Origin of the sequence: Streptomyces sp. SCUT-3 (assembly GCF_014083985.1) — a bacterium.
Lineage (GTDB): Bacteria > Actinomycetota > Actinomycetes > Streptomycetales > Streptomycetaceae > Streptomyces_H > Streptomyces_H thermolineatus.
The window spans coordinates 4202841-4222542 of sequence record NZ_CP046907.1; the positions used below are offsets into that span (position 1 = coordinate 4202841).

At 75.1% G+C, this 19702-nt stretch carries 13 protein-coding genes; 12 read left to right on the top strand and 1 reads right to left on the bottom strand.

The window, feature by feature from the left end; translation table 11 throughout:
* Positions 1 to 49 precede the first annotated feature (49 nt).
* The 7 genes from GQS52_RS18595 to obgE all read left to right on the top strand — a co-directional run bounded on the left by GQS52_RS18595 (position 50) and on the right by obgE (position 11764).
* A complete protein-coding gene (locus GQS52_RS18595; protein WP_182314496.1) occupies positions 50 to 1588 on the top strand; it encodes a CYTH and CHAD domain-containing protein in 1539 nt (512 codons plus the stop codon).
* A 115-nt stretch (positions 1589 to 1703) separates the two neighbouring features.
* Positions 1704 to 3632 carry a TIGR03960 family B12-binding radical SAM protein gene (locus GQS52_RS18600; RefSeq protein ID WP_182314497.1) on the top strand — a complete coding sequence of 643 codons (1929 nt, stop codon included), beginning with the start codon at positions 1704 to 1706 and terminating at the stop codon, positions 3630 to 3632.
* Between the two features lie 308 nt (positions 3633 to 3940).
* Complete coding sequence (locus tag GQS52_RS18605) at positions 3941 to 4753, top strand: TIGR03936 family radical SAM-associated protein (RefSeq protein WP_182314498.1); 813 nt, start codon at positions 3941 to 3943, stop codon at positions 4751 to 4753.
* A gap of 222 nt (positions 4754 to 4975) precedes the next feature.
* The gene (locus GQS52_RS18610) at positions 4976 to 9244 is read left to right on the top strand and encodes an Rne/Rng family ribonuclease (RefSeq protein ID WP_182314499.1); all 4269 of its coding nucleotides are present in this window, start codon (positions 4976 to 4978) and stop codon (positions 9242 to 9244) included.
* A 253-nt stretch (positions 9245 to 9497) separates the two neighbouring features.
* Positions 9498 to 9818, top strand: coding sequence for a 50S ribosomal protein L21 (gene rplU, locus GQS52_RS18615; RefSeq protein ID WP_182314500.1), 321 nt, complete (start codon positions 9498 to 9500; stop codon positions 9816 to 9818).
* Positions 9819 to 9832: 14 nt separating this feature from the next.
* Positions 9833 to 10090, top strand: coding sequence for a 50S ribosomal protein L27 (gene rpmA / locus GQS52_RS18620; RefSeq protein ID WP_182314501.1), 258 nt, complete (start codon positions 9833 to 9835; stop codon positions 10088 to 10090).
* 240 nt (positions 10091 to 10330) lie between these two features.
* The gene (obgE, locus tag GQS52_RS18625; RefSeq protein WP_182314502.1) at positions 10331 to 11764 is read left to right on the top strand and encodes a GTPase ObgE; all 1434 of its coding nucleotides are present in this window, start codon (positions 10331 to 10333) and stop codon (positions 11762 to 11764) included.
* 88 nt (positions 11765 to 11852) lie between these two features.
* On the opposite strand, the gene GQS52_RS18630 is transcribed toward obgE, so the two are convergent.
* The gene (locus tag GQS52_RS18630; protein WP_182314503.1) at positions 11853 to 13967 is read right to left on the bottom strand and encodes a hypothetical protein; all 2115 of its coding nucleotides are present in this window, start codon (positions 13965 to 13967) and stop codon (positions 11853 to 11855) included.
* 334 nt (positions 13968 to 14301) lie between these two features.
* Between GQS52_RS18630 and proB the strand changes: the two genes are divergently transcribed.
* From proB to GQS52_RS18655, 5 genes are all read left to right on the top strand, one after another.
* Entirely contained in the window at positions 14302 to 15441 is a 1140-nt protein-coding gene (gene proB, locus GQS52_RS18635) for a glutamate 5-kinase (RefSeq protein WP_182316555.1), read from the top strand.
* A 234-nt stretch (positions 15442 to 15675) separates the two neighbouring features.
* The gene (locus GQS52_RS18640; RefSeq protein WP_259371150.1) at positions 15676 to 16050 is read left to right on the top strand and encodes a hypothetical protein; all 375 of its coding nucleotides are present in this window, start codon (positions 15676 to 15678) and stop codon (positions 16048 to 16050) included.
* 177 nt (positions 16051 to 16227) lie between these two features.
* Positions 16228 to 17511: a glutamate-5-semialdehyde dehydrogenase gene (locus GQS52_RS18645; RefSeq protein ID WP_182314505.1), complete on the top strand. Its 1284-nt coding sequence runs from the start codon at positions 16228 to 16230 to the stop codon at positions 17509 to 17511.
* A gap of 177 nt (positions 17512 to 17688) precedes the next feature.
* Positions 17689 to 18237, top strand: a complete 549-nt coding sequence (locus GQS52_RS18650) for a hypothetical protein (protein WP_182314506.1) — start codon at positions 17689 to 17691, stop codon at positions 18235 to 18237.
* Positions 18238 to 18459: 222 nt separating this feature from the next.
* A complete protein-coding gene (locus tag GQS52_RS18655; RefSeq protein WP_182314507.1) occupies positions 18460 to 19554 on the top strand; it encodes a hypothetical protein in 1095 nt (364 codons plus the stop codon).
* Positions 19555 to 19702 lie beyond the last annotated feature (148 nt).

Sequence of the window (19702 nt, forward strand, 5' to 3'; positions counted from 1 at the left end):
CCCGGCGGGGCGGGTTAGGCTCGACGCACCGGCGGGCAGGAGGAGCGTCATGGCTTCCACGGTGCACGAGGTCGAGCGCAAGTACGAGGCCGCGGACGGCGTTCCGCTGCCGCCCCTGGACGGGCTGCCCGGCGTGGCCCGCGTCGAGGACGCGGGGACCGCCGCCCTGGACGCCGTCTACTTCGACACCGCCGGCCTGCGGCTCGCCGCCCGCCGCATCACCCTGCGCAGCCGCACCGGAGGCGACGACGCCGGCTGGCACCTCAAGCTCCCCTCCGACGCGCCCGACACCCGCACCGAGGTCCGGCTGCCCCCGTCCGGGGGCCGCGACGTCCCCGCGGAACTGGCCGCGCAGGTCGCCCGCCACCTGCGCGGCGAACGGCTGCTGCCCGTCGTGCGGATCAAGAACAGCCGTGAGAGGCACCACCTGTACGACGCAGACGGCCGACTGCTCGCCGAGGTCGCCCGGGACCGGGTCACCGCCCAGCTCCTCGAACCCGGCGGCCGACCGTCCTCCGCGGTGACCGCCACCGGCTGGTCCGAGATCGAGGTCGAACTCGCGCCCGGCGCGCCGCGGAGGCTGCTGGACGAGGTGGAGCGCAGGTTCGCCGCTGCCGGCATCCGCCGCTCCTCCTCCCCGTCGAAGCTCCTGCGCGCGCTCGGCGACCGCGCCCCGCAGCCGGCGCCGCCGCCCCCCGCCCCGCCCGGGGGCACCGGCACCGCCGGGGACGCCGCCGTCGCCTACCTGCACGGCCGCCTGCTCGCCCTCCTGGCCGTGGACCCGGCCGTGCGCCTCGACGAGGAGGACGCCGTGCACCGCATGCGGGTGGCCACCCGCCGCCTGCGCAGCGCCCTGAAGACCTACCGCCGCGAACTCGACCGCACGGCCACCGACCCCCTCGCCGAGGAGCTGAAGTGGCTCGCCGGCGTACTGGGCCGCGAGCGGGACCGCGAGGTCCTGGACGCGCGCCTGCGCACCCGGCTCGGCGAGCTGCCCGCGGCCGCGGGAACCGCCGCGGCGGACCGCCGGCTCCGGGACCGCTTCGCCGCCTCCCGCGCCGGCAACCGCGACCTGCTGCTGCGGGAGATGAACGGAGCCCGGTACTTCCGGCTGCTCGACGCCCTCGAGGAGCTCGTCGCCTCCCCGCCCCTGCGCCGCCCCGCCCGGAAGCCGGCGCGCGGCGCCGCCGTGCGCGCCCTGCGCCGCGAGCGCCGCCGCCTCACCCGGCGCATGGACGCGGCCCGGGGCCTGCCGCCCGGCGAGGAGCGCGACCGCGCCCTGCACGAGGCGCGCAAGGCGGCCAAGCGCGCCCGCTACGCCGCGGAGTCCGCCGCACCGGTGCTGGGGAAGCCCGCGAAGAAGCAGCAGAAGGCGCTGAAGAAGGTGCAGAAGCTGCTCGGCGAGCACCAGGACAGCGTGGTCGCCCGTGAGGCCCTGCTGCGGATCGCCGCCGAGACCCGGGCCGACGGCGGCGACACCTTCCCCTTCGGGGCCGCCTACCAGCTGGAACGCCACCGCGCCGCCGAGGTGGAGGCCCGGCTGCCGCGCACGTGGCGGAAGGCGCGCAGGCGCATGCCCGTGGGCTGAACCTGCCCGCCCCGGGACCGCCGGGGAGGGCCGGGAACCGCGGCGGCGGGGGAGTGCCCTCGGCCGCGCTACCCTTGAGGGTCAACCCTGCCAGCTGTCAGAAAGACACTCCTCTATGCCTGTCGAGTCGGTCTTCCCTCGTCTGGAAGCGCTTCTCCCGCACGTCCAGAAGCCGATCCAGTACGTCGGCGGCGAACTCAACTCGACCGTCAAGGACTGGGACGCCTGCGACGTGCGCTGGTCGCTGATGTACCCGGACGCCTACGAGGTCGGCCTCCCCAACCAGGGCGTCATGATCCTGTACGAGGTGCTCAACGAGCGCGAGGGGGTCCTCGCCGAGCGCACCTACAGCGTCTGGCCGGACCTCGAGGCCCTGATGCGCGAGCACGGGGTGCCGCAGTTCACCGTCGACTCCCACCGCCCGGTCAAGGCGTTCGACGTGTTCGGCCTGAGCTTCTCCACCGAGCTCGGCTACACCAACATGCTCACCGCCCTGGACCTGGCCGGCATCCCGCTGGAGGCGAAGGACCGCGGCCTCGACGACCCGGTGGTGCTGGCCGGCGGCCACGCCGCCTTCAACCCCGAGCCGATCGCGGACTTCATCGACGCGGCCGTCGTCGGCGACGGCGAGCAGGCCGTGCTGGAGATCACCGACGTCGTCCGCGCCTGGAAGGCCGAGGGGCGCCCCGGCGGCCGCGACGAGCTGCTGCTGCGCCTGGCCCGCACCGGCGGCGTGTACGTGCCGAAGTTCTACGACGTGGAGTACCTGGAGGACGGCCGGATCGCCCGCGTCGTGCCCAACGCCTCCGGCGTGCCGTGGCGGGTGTCCAAGCACACCGTCATGGACCTCGACGAGTGGCCCTACCCCAAGCAGCCCCTGGTGCCGCTGGCCGAGACCGTCCACGAGCGGATGTCGGTGGAGATCTTCCGCGGCTGCACCCGCGGCTGCCGCTTCTGCCAGGCCGGCATGATCACCCGCCCGGTGCGCGAGCGCAGCATCACCGGCATCGGCGCGATGGTCGACAAGGGCCTGAAGGCCACCGGCTTCGAGGAGGTCGGCCTGCTGTCGCTGTCCTCCGCCGACCACACCGAGATCGGCGACATCGCCAAGGGCCTGGCCGACCGGTACGAGGAGGACAAGATCGGCCTGTCCCTCCCCTCGACCCGCGTCGACGCCTTCAACATCGACCTGGCCAACGAGCTGACCCGCAACGGCCGCCGGTCCGGCCTCACCTTCGCCCCCGAGGGCGGCAGCGAGCGCATCCGCAAGGTCATCAACAAGATGGTCTCCGAGGAGGACCTGATCCGCACCGTCGCCACCGCCTACGGCAACGGCTGGCGCCAGGTGAAGCTGTACTTCATGTGCGGCCTGCCCACCGAGACCGACGAGGACGTCCTGCAGATCGCCGAGATGGCGAAGAACGTCATCGCCAAGGGCCGCGAGGTCTCGGGGAGCAACGACATCCGCTGCACCGTCAGCATCGGCGGCTTCGTGCCCAAGCCGCACACCCCCTTCCAGTGGGCGCCGCAGCTGTCCTCGGAGGAGACCGACGCCCGCCTGGCCAAGCTGCGCGACGCCATCCGCGGCGACCGGAAGTACGGCCGCTCCATCGGCTTCCGCTACCACGACGGCAAGCCCGGCATCGTCGAGGGCCTGCTCTCGCGCGGCGACCGCCGCCTCGGCGCGGTCATCCGCGCGGTCTACGAGGACGGCGGCCGGTTCGACGGCTGGCGCGAGCACTTCTCCTACGACCGCTGGATGGAGTGCGCGGACAAGGCCCTCGCCGGCACCGGCGTCGACGTCGACTGGTACACCACCCGCGAGCGCACCTACGAGGAGGTCCTGCCCTGGGACCACCTCGACTCCGGTCTCGACAAGGACTGGCTGTGGGAGGACTGGCAGGACGCCCTCGACGAGACCGAGGTCGAGGACTGCCGCTGGACCCCCTGCTTCGACTGCGGCGTCTGCCCGCAGATGGACACCAGCATCCAGATCGGCCCCACCGGCAAGAAGCTCCTGCCGCTGTCGGTCGTCGAGAAGTGACGGGGCCGCGGGGCCGGTGTCCGCACCGGCCCCGCGGACGGGGGCGCGCCTTCGCACCCGGCCGGTGCGGCGGCCCTGGGGCAGGGGCGGCGACACGCCCGGGACGCCGCGTACCCTGGAAACCTGCAGCACCCGCTGCGTCCGCAGCACCTGCCGCGGCCGCGGCACCCGTTCCACCCGCTGTATCCGCTGTATCCGCAACGCCTGCGGTACCGCGACACCCGCGGCGTCCGCATCCGTACGACTCCACGAAGGACTGAGCGACCCTGGCCCGCCGACAGCCCGAAGGTCCGCCGCCCGCTCCGGCGGTGCAGCGCATCCGCCTGCGCTACACCAAGCGCGGCCGCCTCCGCTTCACCAGCCACCGTGACTTCCAGCGCGCCTTCGAGCGGGCACTGCGCCGGGCCGAGGTGCCCATGGCGTACTCCGCGGGCTTCACCCCGCACCCCAAGGTCTCGTACAACAACGCCGCGCCCACCGGTGTGGCCAGCGAGGCCGAGTACCTGGAGATCGCCGTCGTCCGCGAGGTCGACGTCGAGAAGCTGCGGGCCCTGCTCGACGAGTCGCTGCCCGACGGGCTGGACGTGATCGACGCGGTCGAGGCCCGGACCTCCGGCTTCGCCGACCGCCTCCAGGCGTCCGAATGGCTGGTCCGGCTCGACGGCGTCGACGCCGCGACCGCGGAACGGGCCACCGCCCGCTTCCTCGCCGCGGACGAGGTGAGCGTCGAGCGCCTCACCAAGAACGGCGTCCGCACCTTCGACGCGCGGGGCGCCGTCGTCCGGCTGGAACCGTTCCCCGAGGGTGCGGAGGGGCTGCCCCCCGCGGTTTCCGGGCCGACGGCCGATAGGCCGGGCGTGGGAGGCTGTGCGATACTGCGGCTGGTTGTTCGGCATGCGACACCTGCCGTGCGACCCGACGACGTCCTGTCCGGCCTCCGCGTGGCTGCAGACCTGGCGCCGCCGGTCCCCGCAGCGGTGACCAGGCTGGCGCAGGGGCCGCTCGACGAGCAGGCCGGAACGGTGACCGATCCGTTCGCGCCCGACCGCGACCCGGTCCCGGCCGCCACACCCAGGGCCGCCGGACTGACGCCCGCAGGCGCGCCGGACGGTTCCGCCTAGGAGCGGTCGTCGAAGCGTCGCCGAGGCGCCAGGAGCGATCCGGACCCGGGCGGCGCACTGACCAGGAGACTTTTCGCCGGTGCCGCAAGGACGGACCCGGCGGAGCGAGAAGACAGCTCCCGTGCGGCGCCCACGCCCCTGGCAGCGGACCCGCTAAGTGTCGCGCGGGTCGCGGCCGGATCGGGGCGCGGCGCCCGGGAGCGTGACGGGAGATACGCCCGCATGCTCGAGAACACCGAGCCGAACGACGAAACGTCGAACGGCTCCGATACCGAAGAGAGCGCCGCGCCTGCCGCGCCGCGCCGCCGTCGCCGTGCCGCCAGCCGTCCGGCCGGCAGCCCGGCCGTGACCGGAGGGGCCGGCGACGCCGTCGGTCCCGTGACCGTTCCCGCGCCCGCCGCGGCCGAGCCCGCCCCGCAGGCACCGGCGGAGACGGAAGCGGAGACCGCGGCCGCCCCGGCCGAGCCCGAGGCTCCGGCCGCTCCGGCCCGTACCCGTCGCCGTCGTGCGGCTTCCGCCCCGGCGGGTTCGCCCGCGGTGCGGGAGACCCCGGCGGCGGAACCGGCTCCCGCGGCCGAGGCCGCCCCGGTCGAGGCTGCCGCGGCCGCCGAGCCCGTGGTTGCGGAGGAGGCTCCGGCCGCCCCGGCCGAGCCCGAGGCTCCGGCCGCTCCGGCCCGTACCCGCCGCCGTCGTGCGGCTTCCGCCCCGGCGGGCTCGCCCGCGGTGAAGGAGACCCCGGCGGAGCCTGCGGCCGAGGCCGCTACGGCCGCCGAGCCCGCGGCCGCGGAGGAGGCTCCGGCCGCCCCGGCCGAGCCCGAGGCCCCGGCCGCTCCGGCCCGTACCCGCCGCCGTCGTGCGGCTTCCGCCCCGGCGGGCTCGCCCGCGGTGAAGGAGACCCCCGCGGCGGAACCGGCCCCTGCGGCCGAGTCCGCCCCGGCCGAGCCGGCCGCGGCCGCCGAACCCGCACCCCGGACCCGCAGCCGCCGCCGTACGGCCGCAGCCGCGGCCGAAACCGTCCCGGCCACCGAGGCCGCTCCGGCCGCCGAGGCCGTCCAGGCCGGGAGCGCTGCTCCCGCCGGGGGCGCCGGAGCCCCCGAGGCGCCCGAAGAGGCCGCCCCGGCCGCTCCCCGCCGGCGCACCCGCCGCCGCGCGACGTCCGCCGCCACGGAGGTCGCGGAGACCGCCCCCGCCGTGGACGAGGCGCCTGCCAAGGCGCTGCAGGCCGAGCCCCCGGCTGCACCCGCCCCGGCCGCACCCGCCCCGGCATCCGCGGAGACCGAGCCCGAGGCCGAGGCCCCGGCTGCCCCGGCCCGCACCCGCCGCCGTGCGGTGCGTCCGCCGACCGCCCTGTTCCAGGCCCCGGTGTTCACCGCCCCGGTCTTCCAGGAGGAGCCCGAGCACGTCCCTGCCGCTCCCGAGGAGGCCGAGGAGGAGGAAGAGGAGACCGCCGACCGGCAGTTCGCCGAGGCCGGTACGCGTCGCCGCCGGCGCCGCCGCTCCGCCTCCCCGGAGGACGTGCACGGCGAGGCCGAGCAGGTGGAGGAGGCCGAGGAGGAGCCCGAGGCCGAGTCCGAGTCCGAGGCCGCCGGTGCCGAGGAGTCCGAGTACGAGACGGACGAGTCCGGCGCCGAGAGGCCCTCGCGCCGCCGCCGCAGGGGCGGTCGTCGCCGCCGCCGGGGCGAGGCCGGAGAGGCCGACACCTCCGAGGCCGAGGAGTCCGAGGAGGGCGGGGCCGAGTCCGAGGAGGGCGCCGAGGGCGCGTCCGAGGAGGCCGGTGGCCCCGAGCCGGAGGAGGGCGCGGGGAGCAGCAGCCGCCGTCGCCGTCGCCGCCGTCGCCGCAGCGGGGAGGCCGCCGAGGCCGAGCCGGGCGGTGACGAGCCGGAGCGAACCGTCGTCAGGATCCGGGAGCCGCGCAAGCGCGCCGAGGAGGAGTCCGCCCCGAGCGACGAGGTGCAGTCCATCAAGGGCTCGACCCGTCTGGAGGCGAAGAAGCAGCGCCGCCGCGAGGGCCGCGAGCAGGGCCGCCGCCGCGTGCCGATCATCACCGAGGCGGAGTTCCTCGCCCGCCGCGAGGCCGTCGAGCGCGTGATGGTCGTGCGGCAGAACGGCGACCGCACCCAGATCGGCGTCCTCGAGGACAACGTGCTCGTCGAGCACTACGTCAACAAGGAGCAGTCCACCTCCTACGTCGGCAACGTCTATCTGGGCAAGGTCCAGAACGTGCTGCCGTCGATGGAGGCCGCCTTCGTCGACATCGGCAAGGGGCGCAACGCCGTGCTCTACGCCGGTGAGGTGAACTTCGAGGCGCTCGGCCTCGGCCACGGCCCCCGGCGCATCGAGAGCGCGCTCAAGTCCGGGCAGCCGGTCCTGGTGCAGGTCACCAAGGACCCGATCGGCCACAAGGGCGCCCGGCTCACCAGCCAGGTCTCCCTCCCCGGCCGCTACCTGGTCTACGTGCCCGAGGGCTCGATGACCGGCATCAGCCGCAAGCTCCCCGACACCGAGCGCGCGCGCCTGAAGCAGATCCTCAAGAAGATCGTCCCCGAGAACGCCGGCGTCATCGTGCGCACCGCGGCCGAGGGCGCCAGCGAGGACGAGCTCGCCCGCGACGTGGAGCGCCTGCAGGCGCAGTGGGAGGAGATCCAGAAGAAGGCCAGGAGCGGCAACGCCCCGACGCTGCTGTACGGCGAGCCGGACATGACCGTCCGGGTGGTCCGCGACATCTTCAACGAGGACTTCACCAAGGTCATCGTCTCCGGCGACGAGGCGTGGGAGACCATCCACGACTACGTCAGCCACGTCGCCCCCGACCTCGCGCCCCGGCTGAGCAGGTGGACCTCCGAGGTCGACGTCTTCGCCACCTACCGGATCGACGAGCAGTTGCTGAAGGCGCTGGACCGCAAGGTCTGGCTGCCCTCGGGCGGCTCGCTGGTGATCGACCGGACCGAGGCGATGGTCGTGGTCGACGTCAACACCGGCAAGTTCACCGGCCAGGGCGGGAACCTCGAGGAGACGGTCACCAGGAACAACCTGGAGGCGGCCGAGGAGATCGTGCGCCAGCTGCGGCTGCGCGACCTCGGCGGCATCATCGTCATCGACTTCATCGACATGGTGCTGGAGTCCAACCGGGACCTGGTGCTGCGCCGCCTGCTGGAGTGCCTGGGCCGGGACCGGACCAAGCACCAGGTGGCCGAGGTCACCTCGCTGGGCCTGGTGCAGATGACCCGCAAGAGGGTCGGCCAGGGGCTGCTGGAGTCCTTCTCCGAGACCTGCGTGCACTGCAACGGCCGCGGCGTCATCGTCCACATGGACCAGGCGACGGTGTCCGGCGGCGGGGGCAAGCGCAAGAAGAAGAAGGCCGGCGCGGCCCAGCCGGTGCACGAGCACGAGCACGTGCACGAGCCCGCCGAGGAGGCCGAGGAGGCCGCGGCGGTGTCCGCCGGGGCGCCTGCGGCTCCCGAGGCGCCCACGGCGCCCGAGCCCGCGGCGGAGGCCGAGGAGCAGGCCGCGGCGGAGGAGGAGTGGTTCGGCAGCCCGGCCGAGGCGGAGGCCGCCGCGTCCCGTCGTCGCAGCCGCCGTCGTGCGGTGCGGAAGGCGACCGCTCCGGCGGGTGCGCCGGAGGCGGCGGAGGCCGTCGTGGTCGTGGAGCCGGCGGCTCCTGCGGAGCCGGAGGCGGTCGCGGAGGCCGCTTCGGCCGAGCCGGTTGCCGAGGCGGAGGCGAAGCCCGAGCCGGAGGCCGAGGTGAAGCCCGAGGCGAAGCCGGAGCCGGAGGCTGCTCCTGCGCGTCCGCGCCGTCGTGCCGTGCGCAAGGCGACCGCTCCGGCGGGCCCGCCGGAGGCGGCGGAGGCCGCCGTCGTGGTGGAGCCAGCGGCTCCTGCGGAGCCGGAGGCGGTCGCGGCGGAGGCCGCGCCTGCGGAGCCGGAGGCCGAGGCGAAGGCCGAGCCCGAGGCTGCTCCGGCGCGGCCGCGTCGCCGTGCGGTGCGGAAGGCGACGGCCCCGGCGGGTGCGCCGGAGGCGGCGGAGGCCGTCGTGGTCGTGGAGCCGGCGGCTCCTGCGGAGCCGGAGGCGGTCGCGGAGGCCGCCCCGGCCGAGCCGGTTGCCGAGCCCGAGGCGAAGCCGGAGCCGGAGGCTGCTCCGGCGCGTCCGCGCCGTCGTGCGGTGCGCAAGGCGACCGCTCCGGCGGGCCCGCCGCAGGGGGAGCCGGGCGACGCGGCCGTGGTGGTCCTGACGGTACCCACGCCCGAGCCCGAGGCCGCTCCCGCGCCCGAGGCCGCCGAGGCGGTGCAGGAGGAGGCTCCCGCGCCGAGGAAGCGCGCCGTCAAGAAGGCCGCGACGACGAAGAAGGCCGCCGCGAAGAAGGCACCGGCCAAGAAGGCCGCCGCCAAGAAGACCGCGGTGAAGAAGACGGCCACGGCCAAGAAGACGGCCACGAAGAAGGCCGCGGCGAAGAAGACGGCCGCGGTCAGGGCCGCCGAGGACGCGGAGGGCTGAGCCGGGTCCCGTCCCGTCCGGCCGGCGGCGCGATGCCGCCGGCCGGACGGGACGGACCCGCGCCGGTTTGACCCCTGTCAAGACCCCCCGTAACCTTGACCCTCGGCGTGTCTGCGCCACGCTCCTGAGCAACCACCTCCCGGGCTCCCCGGGGGAGGCCCCCTGTCGCAATGAATCCGGACCCCGTGTCCGTGCTCACCGAGGCGGGCTGGCATCAGGGGCATCGTCTACGAGTGAGAGAGAGTGACTCCGCGTGTACGCAATCGTGCGCAGCGGCGGGCGCCAGCACAAGGTGGCCGTCGGCGACATCGTCGAGATCGACAAGCTTTCCGCCAACAAGGTGGGCGACGCGGTCGAGCTCTCGACCCTCCTCGTGGTCGACGGCGACACCGTCACCAGCGACCCGTGGGTGCTCGCCGGTGTGAAGGTCCACGCCGAGGTCGTGGACCACCACAAGGGTGAGAAGATCGACATCCTGAAGTACAAGAACAAGACCGGTTACCGCAAGCGGATCGGCCACCGCCAGCAGTACACCTCGGTGAAGATCACCGGCATCGACTCGGCTGCGAAGTAAGGGACTGAGGGAAGATGGCACACAAGAAGGGCGCATCGTCCACCCGGAACGGTCGCGACTCCAACGCTCAGCGGCTCGGCGTCAAGCGCTTCGGCGGCCAGGCCGTCAACGCCGGTGAGATCCTGGTCCGCCAGCGCGGCACCCACTTCCACCCCGGTGTGAACGTGGGCCGCGGCGGCGACGACACGCTGTTCGCCCTCGCCGCCGGCGCGGTCGAGTTCGGCACGCGTCGTGGCCGCAAGGTCGTCAACATCGTCCCGGCCGCCGAGTAGTTCCGGCCCGGAGCGACACACAGACACAGCACCGAGGGCGGACCCCTCTTCCCCTGCCCGGCACCGTCCGGGAGGGAAGAAGGGCCGCCCTCGGCGCGTTGAGCACGCATCGGCCGCACCGCACGCGCACGACCGGGACCTCCCGGCCGTACGGCGCGGCGGCGGCCGCCGGGACGGCCCGCTCCGCACGGCCGCCCCGCCCGGTACAACCCCCAGTTCGGACCCCAGGAGGCACCGACCATGACCACCTTCGTGGACCGCGTCGAGCTGCACGTCGCCGCGGGTAACGGAGGCCACGGCTGCGCCTCCGTCCACCGTGAGAAGTTCAAGCCGCTCGGCGGACCCGACGGCGGCAACGGCGGCCGCGGCGGCGACGTGATCCTCGTCGTCGACCAGGACGTCACCACGCTGCTCGAGTACCACCACTCCCCGCACCGCAAGGCGACCAACGGCAAGCCCGGCGGCGGCGGACACCGCACCGGCGCCGACGGCCAGGACCTGGTCCTGCCGGTGCCCGACGGCACCGTGGTGCTGACGAGGAGCGGCGAGGTGCTGGCCGACCTGGTCGGCCAGGGCACCACCTTCGTCGCCGCCCAGGGCGGCCGCGGCGGCCTCGGCAACGCGGCCCTGGCCTCGGCCCGCCGCAAGGCGCCCGGCTTCGCGCTGCTCGGCGAGCCCGGGGAGGAACGGGACATCGTCCTGGAGCTCAAGACCGTCGCCGACGTGGCGCTCGTGGGCTACCCCAGCGCCGGCAAGTCGTCGCTGATCTCGGTGCTCTCCGCGGCCAGGCCGAAGATCGCCGACTACCCCTTCACCACCCTGGTGCCCAACCTCGGCGTGGTCACCGCCGGCAGCACCGTCTACACCGTCGCGGACGTCCCCGGCCTGATCCCGGGCGCGAGTCAGGGCAAGGGGCTGGGGCTGGAGTTCCTGCGGCACGTGGAGCGCTGCGAGGTGCTGGTGCACGTCCTGGACTGCGCCACCCTGGAGTCCGAGCGGGACCCGGTCACCGACCTCGACACCATCGAGGCCGAGCTCGCCCAGTACGGCGGCCTGGAGGACCGGCCGCGCGTCGTCGCCCTCAACAAGACCGACGTGCCCGACGGCCAGGACCTGGCGGACATCATCCGCCCGGAGCTGGTCGAGCGCGGCTACCGGGTCTTCGACGTCTCCGCGGTCTCCCACAAGGGGCTCAAGGAGCTCTCCTTCGCGCTCGCCGGGATCGTCGCCGAGGCCCGGGCCGCCAAGCCGCACCAGGAGGCCACCCGCATCGTCATCCGGCCCAAGGCGGTCGACGACGCCGGGTTCACGGTCACCGAGGAGGACGGCCTGTACCGGGTGCGCGGCGAGAAGCCGGAGCGCTGGGTGCGCCAGACCGACTTCTCCAACGACGAGGCCGTCGGCTACCTGGCGGACCGCCTGGCCCGCCTGGGCGTCGAGGAGGCGCTGCTCAAGGCCGGTGCGCGCGAGGGCGCCGAGGTCGTGATCGGCCCCGAGGAGAACGCGGTCGTCTTCGACTGGGAGCCCACCATGGCCACCGGCGCCGAGATGCTCGGGCGCCGCGGCGAGGACCACCGCTTCGACGCCCCGCGGCCGGCCGCCCAGCGCCGCCGCGACCGCGACGCCGAGCGCGACGAGGCGCAGAAGGCGTTCGAGGACTTCGAGGCCTTCTAGCCCCCGGGCGGGGGCCGGGAACACCACGGGGCCCCGTCGTCCCCCGGCTGCGTGCCGGGCGGACGACGGGGCCCCGTGCCGTGTGCGGTCAGACCCCGACGGCCTCGCTGTCCTCGCTGCCGTCGCCGCCGTCACCGGAGGACCCGGAGGACTCCGGGTCCTCCGCGGCGTCCTCCCCCTGCGCGTGGGAGACCGGCAGCTGCGCCTCGCGGGCGGCCGCGCGGGCCCGGCGCTCCTCCGCCTTGCGGGCGAGGGCGAGGGCGGCGTCGTTGAACCGGACGGGGGAGGGCGGGTCGGCCGGGCCGAGCAGGTGCTCCTTGAGCTCGGCGCGGGCCGCCGCGTAGGGGTCCTTGGAGGGGTCGCGCACCGCGTCCAGCAGCGCGGGGACCTCCTTGGCCCCGGCCGTCAGCACCCAGGCCGCGCGCACCGTGGGGAATCCGGCGCGGAACTCCTCCTCGGCGAACCGGCTGGTGTTGGCGACCGCGTACGGCTTCTCGCTGGTCAGGTAGTCGGAGACCACGCTGGAGACGTCGCTGATCAGCAGGTCGGCCCGGTTGAAGCAGGAGTACAGGGCCGGGCGGGGGCCGGTGACGACCTGGTGCTCCCACTCCGGCAGCGACGACCAGTAGGCCCGGTCCCAGGCCGCCGCGGCCGCGTCCACGGCCGCGGCGCGGCCCTGCTCGGGACGGCCCTGGAGCATCATCCGCTCCGTCTCGTCCGAGCTGGTCCGGAAGGAGGACTTGGTGAGGGCGTCGAGCTCCTCGGTGCGGCGGCGCAGCTCCTCGGCGGCCCCGGCGTCCGGGCGGGTGCGGCCGGGCTCGGCGGCCCGCACCCGGTTCGCCTCCTCGATCATGGCCATGATGCGCGCGTTGGCGGCCCCGGCCCGCGGGTCCACCGAGCCGGTCATCGGGTGCGGCTTGTACAGCAGCCGCACCTTCGGGTCGGCGAGCAGCTCGCGGACGATGTTCTCGCCGGCCAGGATCACCGAGGTGTTGCCCGGGTCGTCGGTCCAGCCCTCCCAGGTGGGGGCGTACAGGACGGTGGTGAGCTCGCCGGTGGGGGCGCCGGTGTAGGGGGCGATGGGGGCCAGCTGGGGCCGCCCGACCTCGACCACGTCGCGGTCGTCCACGCCGATGTCGGCCAGCTGGTAGCGGTCGCGGGCCGCGGGGCCGGCCACCCACACCTCGTCGTAGGCCTTGGCGTACGGGTTGCAGCTGGAGAGCTTGTCGCTCTCCCCGTGGTTGATGAAGGCGTGCTTGATCGAGGGGATGCGCAGGATCTGCGAGGTCTTCCCGGAGTTGGCCGGGTGCAGCAGCACGTTCAGCGTGGTGTGCTCCAGCCGCATCAGGTTGGCGACCTTGGGGATGCACACGACCGGCACGTCGGTGGCCTCGATCTTCTGCATCATGAAGCGCTCGCGCAGCACGATGATCGGGTTTCCGTCGAGGCCGGCCAGGGTGGAGAGCCACATGTTCGCCTGGTAGGCGGAGGTGGTGCCGCCGGAGAAGTACAGGCCGACGGTGGGCCGGTAGGCGGCCAGCCAGGAGTCCAGCCACTCCAGGACCTTCTGGTCGCTCGGGGTGCGGCGCCCGGGCAGCAGCCAGGACGCGAGGTGGACGGTGCCGCCCAGGGCGAGGGCCAGCCCTGCGGCCAGGCCGATCCCGCCCCACGTCGCGTCGGCGGTCGCGGCGGTGGCCAGCAGGCCGGCCGAGACCGGGACGGAGAAGTACAGCAGGCGGTGGCCGGCACGGCGGGTGAGCAGGCGCGGCGGGGCGGCGGTCAGCCTCAGCCCGGAGGTGTCGATGTTGCGGGTGAGCACCGGCAGGGTGCGGTCCCGGCGCACCACCACCGCGACCGCCTGGCACGCGAAGTGCAGCAGGTAGAACACCAGGAGCGCGCCGACCAGCGGAAAGTGCTCCGCCATCGGGTTTATCCCCTCGATCCTCAGCAGACCGACCAGGATGATCATGTCCCGTGCCAGCTGCCGCACGGTGACGTCCATGCGGATCTTGCCGAGCAGGGAGACCAGGCCCGGCCGGGACCGGTGCAGGTACAGGTCGAGTGCGAGGCCCAGCGCGGTGGCCGCGACCAGCAGCGGCACGTTCGGCAGCACGGCACCCGCGAGCTGGAGGGCGAACGTCGCCATCAGCGCGGTGAGGGTGGCCAGCTGCGCAGCGCGTTGGGGGGAACCGGCAGAGGGCACGGTGAGGACTCCTGGCAGAGGGTCGAAGGTGTTCCGGGGGACGGCCTGAGCCGGCCCGCGCCCGACGGCGGCTGCGTACGCCGGCGGGGGATGTCAAGCCTTGAAAGTATGACGCCCGCCCGTCCGGTGACAATCCGGGGTGGCCCCCTCCACCCGACGTGTCGGCTCCTCCCCACGCTTCCTTCACTTCTCCCCGAGCCGGGCCGGACGTGTCGGGGTCCGCCCGCCGGAACGCGCAGGCGTCGTCCGGCCCGGCTCGCGTAGATTGCAGGGACGGAGCACGCACACGGAACAAGCAGTGGGGACGAACGTGGCAGGGGCGTTGCGCAGCGAGGTGACCGCGGCGCGCAGGATCGTGGTCAAGATCGGGTCGTCGTCGCTGACGACGGCCTCGGGCGGACTGGACGCGGACCGGGTGGACGCCCTGGTCAACGTCCTGGCCAGGGCTCGCGGCGACGTCCCCTACGGCGGCAGGCCCCCCGGTGCGCACGGCGGGCCCGAGATCGTGCTCGTCTCCTCCGGCGCGATCGCCGCCGGCCTGGCCCCGCTGGGCCTGAAGAAGCGGCCGAGGGACCTGGCCCGCCAGCAGGCGGCGGCCAGCGTCGGCCAGGGCCTCCTGGTCGCCCGCTACACCGCCTCCTTCGCCCGGTACGGGGTGCGCGTCGGGCAGGTCCTGCTGACCACCGACGACGTCGCCCGCCGCGCGCACTACCGCAACGCCTACCGCACCCTGGAAAAACTGCTGTCGATGGGCGCCATGCCGATCGTCAACGAGAACGACACGGTGGCCACGGACGAGATCCGGTTCGGCGACAACGACCGCCTCGCCGCCCTGGTCGCCCACCTCGTCCACGCCGACCTGCTGGTGCTGCTCTCCGACGTGGACGGCCTGTACGACGGCGATCCCCGCATCCCGGGCACCACCCGCATCGACGAGGTCCGCGGGGAGGAGGACCTGGAGGGGGTCTCCATCGGCAGTGCGGGCAAGGCCGGGGTCGGCACCGGCGGGATGGTGACCAAGGTCGAGGCGGCGCGGATCGCCTCCGACGCGGGCATCCCGGTCGTGCTCACCTCGGCCGTGCACGCGGCCGACGCCCTGGCCGGCCGCCGGACGGGCACCCTGTTCCACCCCACCGGCAGGCGGTCGGCCGACCGCCTGCTGTGGCTGGCGCACGCCAGCGCGCCCCGCGGGGCGCTCACCCTGGACGGCGGTGCCGTCGAGGCGGTCGTCCACCGCCGCAAGTCGCTGCTCCCGGCGGGCATCGCCGGCGTGGAGGGGCACTTCGCCGCGGGCGACCCGGTGGACCTTCTTGACGAAAACGGCCACGCCGTCGCCCGCGGACTGGTCAACTTTGACGCGAAGGAACTGCCCCGGCTGCTCGGCCGGTCCACCAGGGAACTGGCCCGGGAGCTGGGCCCGGCGTACGAGCGGGAGGTCGTGCACCGGGACGACCTGGTCCTGCTGCCCCGCTGACGGGGAGGGCGCGGCCGGCACACGCCGAACGGGAGGCCACCGGTGGAACGACGAGCGCGACCGGGGGAGCGGGAGGCGGTCCGCAGGACCTCCGGGCGGGCACCGGCCGGCGCCGCGCCGCTCCGGGCCGTACGGGACACCGCCCCGCCGGACGCCGACCCGCCGGACGCGGACGGGCAGGGCGCCGGCCCGCAGAGCGCGGACGCACCGGACGCGGACACGCCGGAGGCGCACCTGCGGGAGGCCCCCGGGGCCCGGCAGGAGGGGCCGTCCCGCCTGTGGCACGTGACGCTCAGCGCCTCCGGACCCCGGACGCCGCTGCCCCGGGTGCGCGGCGCGATGGAGAGGTTCTCCCAGGCGCACCCCTTCCTGCCCGCCGTCCGCTACGCGGCCGACCGCGCCGAGATCCGGTACTGGGAGGAGGCCCGCGACCTGCACGACGCGGCGGCCGTCGCCCTGCGGCTGTGGGGCGAGCACCGTTCCAGCGCGGGGCTCCCGCCGTGGGAGATCGTCGGCCTCGAGGTCATCGACCGCCGGACATACCGGCAGCGGGTCGCCGAGGGCTGCGGCCCGGCCCCGGCCGTGGCGGCCGGGGTCCACCCCTTCTGAGGGCTCCGCTCCGGCCTCCGGGGGTTCCGCTCCGGCCTCCGGGGCGCACCCCTGCGGGCTCCCGGACCGCGGCCCCGCCCGGCCCCCGGGCGTTCGCGGGGCGACCGGCCGCGGCCCCGTCCCGAGGGCCGGAACGGGACGCCGCCGCCCCGGACCCGCCCAGTACCCTCTGCTGGTATGAGCAGCGCATCGAACTCGCCCGTCCTGGAGACCGCCCGCCGCGCCCGGGAGGCCGCAGCCGTCCTCGCCCCGCTGTCGCGGGAGGCCCGGGACCGCGCGCTGCTGGCCGTCGCCGACGCTCTGGTCGCCCGCACCGCGGAGATCGTCGACGCCAACATCGTGGACGTGGAGAAGGCGCGGGCGGCCGGCACCGCGGAGTCGGTCGTGGACCGGCTGACCCTCACCCCGGAGCGGGTGGCCGCCATCGCCTCCGACGTGCGCGACGTGGTGGCGCTGCCCGACCCGGTCGGCGAGGTGGTCCGCGGCTCCACCCTCCCCAACGGCCTGGAGCTGCGGCAGGTCCGGGTCCCGCTCGGCGTGGTCGGCATCATCTACGAGGCCCGGCCCAACGTCACGGTGGACGCCGCAGTGCTGTGCCTGAAGTCCGGCAACGCGGTCCTGCTGCGCGGATCCTCCTCCGCCTACGCCTCCAACACCGCCCTGGTGAACGTCCTGCGCGACGCGGTGGCCGGCGCGGGCCTGCCGGCCGACGCGGTGCAGCTGGTGCCCGGCGAGAGCCGGGACTCGGTCAAGGAGCTGATGACCGCCCGGGGCCTGGTCGACGTCCTGATCCCGCGCGGCGGCGCCTCGCTGATCCGCACGGTCGTCCAGGAGTCCACGGTCCCGGTGATCGAGACCGGCACCGGCAACTGCCACGTCTACGTCGACGAGCACGCCGACCTGGACACGGCGGTGCGGATCCTGGTCAACGCCAAGGCGCAGCGCCCCAGCGTGTGCAACGCGGCCGAGACGGTGCTGGTGCACGAGGCGGTGGCCGGCGAGTTCCTGCCGATGGCGCTGGCCGCGCTCGGCGAGGCCGGGGTGACCGTGCACGGCGACGAGCGCTGGCAGGCCGCCGCACGGGGCGGGGAGGAGCAGGGCGCGACGGTCGTCCCGGCCACCGACGAGGACTGGGAGACCGAGTACCTCTCCTACGACATCGCCGCCGCCGTGGTGCCCTCGCTGGACGCCGCAGTGCAGCACATCCGCCGCTGGTCCTCCGGGCACACCGAGGCGATCGTCACCCGCGACCAGGGCGCGGCCCGCGCCTTCACCGCCCGGGTGGACTCCGCCGCGGTGATGGTCAATGCCTCCACCCGCTTCACCGACGGCGGGCAGTTCGGCTTCGGCGCGGAGATCGGCATCTCCACCCAGAAGCTGCACGCCCGCGGCCCGATGGGCCTGCCCGAGCTGACCTCCACGAAGTACGTGGTCACCGGCGACGGGCACGTCCGGCCGTAGGGGGAGACCCGGGACGGGGTGCGGGGGAGCCCGCGGGGTCCCCCGTACGGAGCAGTGCGGTTCCAGCAGCGCGGTTCCCGCACCGCGGCCCGGTGCCGGGCGGCCGGACCCCGGTCCCGCGCGGAGTTTCGTGGATTTCCCCGCCCGCGGGGGCGCTGTCGGTAATACGCTGGAGCGATGCCGGACGATGTGGGGGGCACGCCGCCCGAGGACGGTAGTGACCACGAGAGCCGCCACCACGGAGAAGCGGACGACGAGTTCGCGGCCGTGGTCCTCGACGAGGACTTCGTCAGGTCCGCGCCCGTGCACGAGCCGACGGCCGCCGAGCGGCTGCTCGCGGCCGCGCGGGCCCGGGCCGAGGCCGAACGCGGCCGCCCGGCCGGCAGGGACGGCTTCGGACCGCCGTACGAGGAGCACGGCCGGGAGCACGACGGCGAGTGGGACGACTTCGAGGACGACTCCCCGGACGGCTACCCGCCCCTCAGCCGGCGTTCCCGCCCGGGCCGCTGGCACCGCACCGTCGCCTGGGTCCTGGCCCTGGTCATGGGCATCGGCGTCGTCGCCCTGACGGTGCTTGCCGTCTACCGGGGGGCGTCCTCCGGGCGCCAGCAGCCGACGCCTGTGCCCACCGGCACCAGCCGGTTCGACCCTCCGGCCTCCGGCCTCCCGGTGCTCCCGCCGGTGGCCGAGCACACCCCGCCGGTCCACGCCCCGCCGGTCCCCTGAGGTCCGCCAACCTCCTGCGGTCCGCCGACCTCCTGCGGTCCGCCGACCTCCCGCGGCCCGCCGACGCCCTCCCGCCCTGCGCGTCCCGCGGGCCGGCCGGGCCCGGGTCCCCGGCGGGGCCCGGAGCCCGGGGCGGCCTGCGAACCCGGGCGTCGAGAGGCTGTCAGGACTCCGTCCACCACCGGACGTTCCTCCCGCGCCGCTCCGGCCTACCCTGGTTACATGCCCGCGCGAGGAGACCCTCCCGAGGGGACACCCGAGGACGTCCCCGGTCCGGGAGGCGAGGAGGAGTACCGGTCCGTCGTCTTCGACGAATCGTTCGTGCGGGCTGCCCGGATACTGGAGTACTCGGCGAAGGAGCGCAGCGGCCCCGAGGCGCGCCCGGTGCGGACGGTCGGCCCGCGGCGGGAGGGGCCGGTCGGCCACTCGGCGGCCCGGCAGGTGTACGCCATCGTCCTGCTGGTCGCCGTCGCCCTCGGGGTGGTCGTCTTCATGGGGAGGAACAACCCCTACGAGCAGGCCGGGCAGCCGCCGGCCGGGGACCTGCGGATGTCCGTGACGCCGCTGGTGCCCCGGGGCCCGGTGCCCGCGGCGTCGGAGAACCCTGACGCCCGTTCGGAGGGGCTGTTCGCCGGGTCGCCCGCGGCGGACTACCGGTCCGGGGCCGAGGGGATCACCCTCCCGGGTGCACGCGCCACCGCCCACTTCACCGAGGACCAGGTGCTCCGCGGCCTGGTGACCGTCAAGGACTTCCTGGTGGCGTCCTCCATCGACCCCGGAGCCCTGACCGGGGGCGACGTGCGGGGCGTGCGGACCCTGCTCGACCCGGGCCAGCACGACCAGTTCGACCGCAGCCTGGAGGCGCCGGAGGACGACGGCCGCCACCTGGCCACCGGGTGGATGGTGCGTTTCGACCCCGCCCGCACGGAGCTGGCGGACCCCAGGGTCAGGGTGCGCGGGACGCTGGAGGTGCGCGAGGCCGCCGGGAGCCTGCTGCAGATCGAGGCCGACCACACCTATGTGTACGCGGTGCGGCCGGCGGGCGGGAAGGGCGGCGGGAAGGGCGGCGAGCCCTCGCTGTTCGCGGTCCGGCGCGCGATCACCTTCCAGCTGACCCGGGAGGACCTGCGCGACGGGCACGTGGTGCTGGTCCGCTCGGTCGCCGAGGCGGGCCCGCAGGCCTGCGAGGAGTCCTTCGCGGAGTACTACCGTCCGCTGCCGGCCGGTGCGGAGGCGGACGGCAGGGGCGGCACCGACCCCTACGACCACGGCCGGCCCGTGGCCGCGGCCTGCGGCGTGCTGGTCCGGAAGGGCTGACCGCGACCGGCCCGGCCGCCCGCTGCGGGAAGCAGGGCGGGAGCGGCGGGAAGCAGCGGGGGCGGTTGCGGGGAGCGGGGCCGGGAGGCGGTAGGAGACAGCGCGGGAGGCGGGGCCGCGGCCCCGCCTCCCGCCGTCCGCCGGGACG